This window comes from Carboxylicivirga sp. (assembly GCF_982718395.1).
In genome coordinates, this window is sequence record NZ_CEXQWX010000236.1 from 1 (window position 1) to 6,826 (window position 6,826).

Annotated in this window: 7 protein-coding genes; all 7 read left to right on the forward strand. The window is 33.5% G+C overall.

The features are described 5' to 3' along the window. The coding region (locus AC4MRQ_RS24075; protein ID WP_491200281.1) for an SLBB domain-containing protein at positions 1-675 on the forward strand (675 nt) is incomplete at its 5' end. Positions 676-725: 50 nt separating this feature from the next. Beyond that, a complete protein-coding gene (locus AC4MRQ_RS24080; protein ID WP_491200282.1) occupies positions 726-1,832 on the forward strand; it encodes a Wzz/FepE/Etk N-terminal domain-containing protein in 1,107 nt (368 codons plus the stop codon). A 65-nt stretch (positions 1,833-1,897) separates the two neighbouring features. Beyond that, the gene (wecB, locus tag AC4MRQ_RS24085) at positions 1,898-3,019 is read left to right on the forward strand and encodes a non-hydrolyzing UDP-N-acetylglucosamine 2-epimerase (RefSeq protein WP_491200283.1); all 1,122 of its coding nucleotides are present in this window, start codon (positions 1,898-1,900) and stop codon (positions 3,017-3,019) included. An 11-nt stretch (positions 3,020-3,030) separates the two neighbouring features. Continuing rightward, positions 3,031-4,245 carry a UDP-N-acetyl-D-mannosamine dehydrogenase gene (gene wecC, locus AC4MRQ_RS24090; RefSeq protein ID WP_491200284.1) on the forward strand — a complete coding sequence of 405 codons (1,215 nt, stop codon included), beginning with the start codon at positions 3,031-3,033 and terminating at the stop codon, positions 4,243-4,245. Between the two features lie 5 nt (positions 4,246-4,250). After that, positions 4,251-5,459 (forward strand): polysaccharide biosynthesis protein, encoded by a 1,209-nt coding sequence (locus AC4MRQ_RS24095; protein WP_491200285.1) that lies wholly within the window; start codon positions 4,251-4,253, stop codon positions 5,457-5,459. Positions 5,460-5,468: 9 nt separating this feature from the next. Continuing rightward, positions 5,469-5,963, forward strand: a complete 495-nt coding sequence (locus AC4MRQ_RS24100; protein WP_491200286.1) for an acyltransferase — start codon at positions 5,469-5,471, stop codon at positions 5,961-5,963. A gap of 5 nt (positions 5,964-5,968) precedes the next feature. Then, the coding region (locus tag AC4MRQ_RS24105; protein ID WP_491200287.1) for a hypothetical protein at positions 5,969-6,826 on the forward strand (858 nt) is incomplete at its 3' end.

A 6,826-nucleotide genomic window follows, 5' to 3' on the forward strand; every position in this document is an offset into this window, starting at 1 on the left:
GGATTCGAAAAAGAATCAGTGGTGAGTGTTTTGGGTGAGGTCAATTATGCTGGACAATTTAGTCTAACCTCCAAAAAAGAACGTGTTTCGACCATTATAAATCGTGCTGGTGGGTTATCACCTGATGCCTATGCAAGGGGAGCTATGTTAACGCGTAAGGTACAAGTGTCACAAAAAGTAAAGCGTCTTCGTGAGCAAATGGTAAAAGCTGATACAACCTTGGTGTTTTCCGATTTAGGTTTTGATGTTGTGAGTATTGATTTGGAGAAGATACTTAAAAATCCTGGCTCAAAAGCAGATATCTATCTGCAGCATGGTGATGAATTGGTGATCCCTCGGGAATTACAGACTGTTAATATTGGTGGGGGTGTTTTGAATCCAATTTCAGCTTCTTATGTGGAAGGACAGAAAATGAAGCATTATATCCGTCAGGCCGGAGGATATGATTTACGAGCCAAGAAAGGAAAAGTGTATGTGATTTATCCCAATGGAGCTGCTGCTTCAACCAATAGCTTTTTATTTTTCAGAAATTATCCAAAGATAATGCCTGGAGCTGAGATTGTGGTGCCGCAAAAACCACAGAAAGAGCCACTGCCAGCTACAGCTTGGATTGCTATGGCTAGTGCTTTAGCTTCGTTATCATTAACTATTGTTACCATTGCTGATCGATTGTAATATGATAACATCTTGATACTTGTGTCTTATTATCTTGATACCTATTGAACATGACTCATATAAACAAAGAAGATACTCCTCAAATCATCAAAGACGACGAAATAGATCTCATTGCCTTAATAAAAACCATTTGGAACGGACGTAAAACCATCTATTATTCTGTTGGTATTGCAGTTTTTATTGGTTTAATCATCGCCTTTACAAGCCCAGCTAAATATCAGGCATCTTGTACTTTAATTCCATCAGAGGAAAAGAAGGGAAGTTTGGGAAATCTTGGAGCATTAGCTGGTATTGCTGGCATTAATTTAGGTTCAATGATGGGGGGATCATCCGGTATACCTGCTGAGATATATCCACAGGTGGTTAATTCTTATCCTTTCAAAAAAGAGATGGTTCATCTGAAGTTCCATTTTGAGAACTATCCAGAGCCAATTTCACTATATGAATTTGTAGTAGCTGATACTATTGAATCATTTGGAAATAAGGTGATCAAACATACCATCCGTTTACCATGGACCATAAAAGATGCTTTAACCAGTTCAGATGAAGAAGAAATTGAAGTGCCAGATTATGGTGTCCTAAACATTTCAGAAGAAGAATTAATGGCATTGACAGCTGTTGAAGAAGTGATTGTTATTGAGGTGGATAAGAAAACAGGTTTAATAAGTGTGTCAGCAGAAGTAGGTGAACCAGTTTTAGTTGCACAATTAGTTCAAAGGGCAGTTGAGTTGTTGCAAGATTACATCATTAAATACAAGACCAAACAAGCACGAGAACATTTAGAATTTGTGCAAAGGCAGTTTGATGACAAGAAAGAAGAATATGAACAAGCACAAAGGGCTTTTTATAATTATAAAGATCAACATCGAAATATGGTGTCTGAACGGGTAAATGTAGAGTATCAACGTTTAAGTGATGAATATGATATGTCATCAACTATTTTTAAAGGATTAGCTCAGCAATTGGAACAAGCTAAGATCGCAGTTAACGAACAAACGCCTGCCTTTACCATTTTAGAACCTCCGAAAGTGCCAATTGAGAAAAGTGCACCGAACAAAAAGATAATACTTGTTGTGAGTGTATTTTTAGGAGGGCTTATTGGATTGGGAGTGATATTTGGGAAATTAGTATGGGCGAATATTAAAACAAATTTTTAGAGTTAACTTAAAAAGTAATTGACTTTGTAAAGTTGAGATTAATAAGTAAGAAAACTTAGGAATAAATGAAGAAAATTTTAATCGTATTTGGTACTAGGCCAGAGGCCATAAAAATGGCTCCAGTTGTAAAGGCTTTTCAGGAAGATACCAAGAATTTTGAGGTAAAAGTTTGTGTAACGGCACAACATAGAGAGATGCTGGATCAGGTACTAAAATTCTTCGCGATAATACCCGATTATGACCTTGATTTGATGAAACCCAATCAAAATTTATATTCATTGACTGGGGATATCATTAATGGGATGAAGCCTGTTTTGGAAGAGTTTAAACCAGATGTAGTATTGGTTCATGGAGATACAACTACTTCAAGTGCTGCTGCGTTAGCTGCTTTTTATAGTGGTGCTAAAGTAGGTCATGTTGAGGCAGGTTTAAGAACATACGATAAATTAGCACCATTCCCTGAAGAAATTAATCGTCAGTTAACTGGTCGTATAGCCGATTTTCATTTTGCTCCAACTACTAAATCACAAGGAAATTTATTGCAGGAAAAAACTAATGAAAAATCAATTGTTGTAACTGGTAATACTGTTATTGATGCATTATTGGAAAGTGTTGGTATTGTAAATGAAATAGCAGATAACGATAATATCAATAAACTTAAAGAAATTATAGATCCATCAAAGAAGTTAGTTCTAGTAACTGGCCATCGACGTGAAAATCATGGTCAGGGATTCTTAAATATCTGTGACGCATTAAATACCATTGCTCAGGCTGATGATGTCCAGGTGATTTATCCTGTTCACCTAAATCCCAATGTTCAAAAGCCTGTTTATTCGATATTAGGTGATAATTCAAACATTCACTTAATTGACCCATTACCTTATGAAGCATTTATCTGGTTAATGGATAAAGCTTATCTAATAGTAACAGATAGTGGAGGTGTACAGGAAGAAGCCCCTAGTTTAGGTAAACCTGTACTGGTAATGAGAGATACTACAGAGAGACCTGAGGCGGTAGAAGCAGGTACGGTGATACTTGTTGGGACAGATAAAGATAAAATTGTGAATGAAGCAACAGATTTGTTGAGTAATAATGATCGTTATAAAGAAATGAGTCAGCTTCATAATCCGTATGGAGATGGAAAGGCCTCAAAACGAATAGTGGATTTTCTAATTAAGAATAACTAATAAAAGAGATGATGAATAAAGATATAACAGTTTCAACGGTAGGTTTAGGGTATATTGGGTTACCAACAAGTGCATTGGTTGCGTCCAATGGTATTAAGGTGAATGGAATGGATGTTAATGCCAAAGTAGTCGAAACAATCAATAAAGGACAAATACATATTGTTGAGCCAGAATTAGAACCTTATGTGGCTAAAGCGGTTAAAGAAGGATATTTAAGTGCTTCAACAGAAGTTCAGCGAGCAGATGTATATTTGATTGTGGTACCTACACCATTTAAAGGTAATCACGAACCGGATATATCATTTGTTGAAGCAGCAACAAAAAATGTAATTCCATTATTAAAGGAAGGAGATTTATACATTATAGAGTCGACTTCTCCGGTTGGGACAACAGAGAAAATGGAAGAGCTTATTAATATTAAACGTCCGGAATTAAAAGGGAATATTTTTTTGGCCTACTGTCCAGAAAGGGTTTTACCAGGAAATATCATGTATGAATTGGTTAAAAATGATAGGGTAATTGGTGGTATTAATGCAGAAAGTACACAAAAAGCAATTGACTTTTACTCATTATTTGTGCAAGGTAAGTTACATGCTACCAATGCCCGTACAGCAGAGATGTGTAAGTTAACGGAGAATGCAAGCCGTGATTCACAAATAGCATTTGCGAACGAATTGTCATTAATTTGTGATAAAGCAGATATTAATGTTTGGGAATTAATCGAATTAGCCAACAAACATCCGCGTGTAAATGTCTTACAACCTGGTTGTGGTGTAGGAGGGCACTGTATTGCAGTAGATCCATATTTTATTGTTTCAGATTATCCACGTGAAGCACAGATGATTGGTAAGGCACGTGAAACGAATAATTATAAATCATTTTGGGTCGCAGAGAAGATTCAAAGCGCTAAATTGGAATTTGAATTAAAGCATGGACGTAAACCTTCTATCGCGATTATGGGATTAGCATTTAAGCCCAATATTGATGATTTGCGAGAATCACCCGCAAAGTATATTGCCCAAAAAGTATTGCAAAGTGCGAATAATGAAGAAATATTTTTTGTGGAGCCTAATATTGAAGAACATCATGTGTTTAAATTAACTGATTATAAAGAGGCTATTGAAAAAGCGGATATTATTGCCTTTTTAGTGGCACACAATGAGTTTAAAAGTTTGAGTTTGCCAGATAACAAAGTTGTATTGGACTTTTGTGGTGTTATGAAATGACTGGTTTGCTAAAAATTATTCAAAACCGCTTTAGTTCTCATTATTCAATATTGATAATGGTATCTGGGGCGGGATTTTTTTTTATTGCTAATATTCTATTAAAAGAAATACTAAGTAGCGAGGAATATTCTCTTTACTCATTACTGATTATTTGTTTGACCTTATTAAATTCTTTTGGACTGTTGGGATTTGAACAGGTTTTTATGAGAATTGCCAAAATAGATATGCCCAATATAATAAAGATTGAAAAGAGTATTCTTCATTTTGTCTTATCGTCAGCTGTAATAACAGCTCTTATATCTTCATATCTTGCAAATGCGTATTATTTCAGTGATATCTCAGTAATAAGATTAAGTGTACTCTTTTTCTTGACTTCTGCTAATATGTTTGTTTATAATATTTTCAGGCTGAACTCTGATTTTGTATTGGCTCAATTTGCCGGTATATCGTGGAAAATTGTTATAGGAATTATGGCTATATTTATTTTTGAATTAAAGATAGATATAGAGTTTATGCAGATACTGAACGTAGTTAATATAGCATTGGTGTGTACTTTCCTAATTTCTATCGGAATAATAATGTACCGTATTAAGTTTATATCAATCGGCAAGTATTCAAAAGGATATCTTTTAAACATTGGATTTGGATTTTTTATATCCCTATTGTCTATTTCTTTGCTAGGTCAGGGTGATAAAATTATTTTGGAACGGATTTATGGCAAAAATTCTTTAGGGGACTATTTTTTTCTTGCGAATATATTTATGTTTCCATTTACATTCTTACAGAGTTATGCAGGTTTTAAGGAGCTTGTTATTTTTAAAAAAAGAAGTAATATCAATTTGAATAGAAGGATTTTGAAGTGGTTGCTTGTTGGAGTTGCAATGGCTGTTTGTTTAGAGGGTTTTTACTGGCTTATTAAGCAGCTTGGATTAGCAGATATTGATCTTGAAGATACTCCGTTTATTATTTTAAGTTTAATTCTTACAGGATTTATAAGAATTATTTATGGAATACTCTCAGCTTTTATGGGAGCAAATGCAAACCCCCGAATTATACATAAGGCCAATATCTATTCTATTATAAGTATTGTTATCTGTATAGGTTTGATATTTATATTACCACATAAACTAATATCCATATTAATAGTATTTTTTCTTGCATGGTTAAGCAGGGTGTTAATTTGGAATTACAATTTAAAGGGTTTAAATAATTAATGTAGAATTATGAGATTCAGATATGAAATATTAATGTGGTTTAATGCAATAGTTAAGTCAATTCCGGGTAATATCGGCTGCTGGCTAAGGATTAAACTTTTGCCTGTTAAGGCTGGTGTTAATGTTAAAATCTGGGATCATGTGCATATCGACTCTCCATCAAAACTATGTATAGGTAATAATGTATCAATTAACAGAGGATCGATTATTAATGCAGGAGGTGGAGTTCATATTGGAGATGATGTTCTTATTGGTCCTAATGTGATAATTTACAGCCAGAATCATAAGTTTTATGATTCGAATATTCCAATAAACAAGCAAGGGTATGAACTGAAAGAAGTTGTAATTGGTAATAATGTGTGGATTGCTGCAGGTGTTGCTATCCTTCCTGGTATTACAATTGGAAATAATGTTGTAGTGGGAGCTGGGAGTGTTGTATCAAAGAATATTGAGGGTAATTCTGTTGTAGTTGGCAACCCTATGAAAAATATTAAGATAATATAGACCCAATGGATTTTGATTACTTATTAATATACTCCTTAGTAAGTTTATATCTTTTAATTGGTACAATTAAGTCAAAAGCTATTGTAAACAAATTTCTTTTTGGTTTCTTTTTTATATATTATTTTATCCCTATTGCGCCAATTTCAAGTTACAGAGGTTTGATAGTATATGATACACTTGTACTTTACTCATTGTTTATGGTCCTAAGTACTTTGCCTATTGCTCTACCAAGGCTAGTATTATTTTTTTTAGATAAAAAAGACAGATATACTAAGATAATTGTTAATCATAAGGTGTTTGTTGCGGTGCTAATACATTTGCTTGTAGTGTATGTACTTTTAGCTAAAGTATATCTAACCCATGGTTTTATTGTTCTAAACCAAGAGGCACGATTTGGTATTGGAGGATTTAATTCCTATATAATAAAGTCTTCAATATACATTCCACTACTATATCCTTATTTATCAATAAAAAAATGTCAACAAAAAATAATATTTTTGTTTTTACCTTTGATACCTGCATTAATGATTGGAAGTAGGGGTACTGTGATATTAGTCATAGTTTCATTGCTGATGTTGTCTATAATTGAAGACTTTAAGGGAGAAAGATTTCTTTTAAGAAAATCCAAAATATGGTTAAATAATAAGAAAATGATCCTTGGTACAGGGATACTTGGTTTTATGATTCTGAATATATTCTTTTATGTTAGGAGGATCTTTTCAGATACCTTAATATCTAATATGGACTTAATACGTACATACTTCAATAGTCAAAATGTGCTTTTGTTGATTATTGTTCCATTATATTTAGGTTTTAAGGAAACTCTTGGTATTACCAATGTTATTGTTAGAAATGATTTTAGT

Bases quoted from the DNA above. Each gene is read 5' to 3' on its own strand.
- AC4MRQ_RS24080 (WP_491200282.1), top strand. From the start codon at position 726: ATGACTCATATAAACAAAGAAGATACTCCTCAAATCATCAAAGACGAC.
- wecB (WP_491200283.1), top strand. From the start codon at position 1,898: ATGAAGAAAATTTTAATCGTATTTGGTACTAGGCCAGAGGCCATAAAA.
- wecC (WP_491200284.1), top strand. From the start codon at position 3,031: ATGAATAAAGATATAACAGTTTCAACGGTAGGTTTAGGGTATATTGGG.
- AC4MRQ_RS24100 (WP_491200286.1), top strand. From the start codon at position 5,469: ATGAGATTCAGATATGAAATATTAATGTGGTTTAATGCAATAGTTAAG.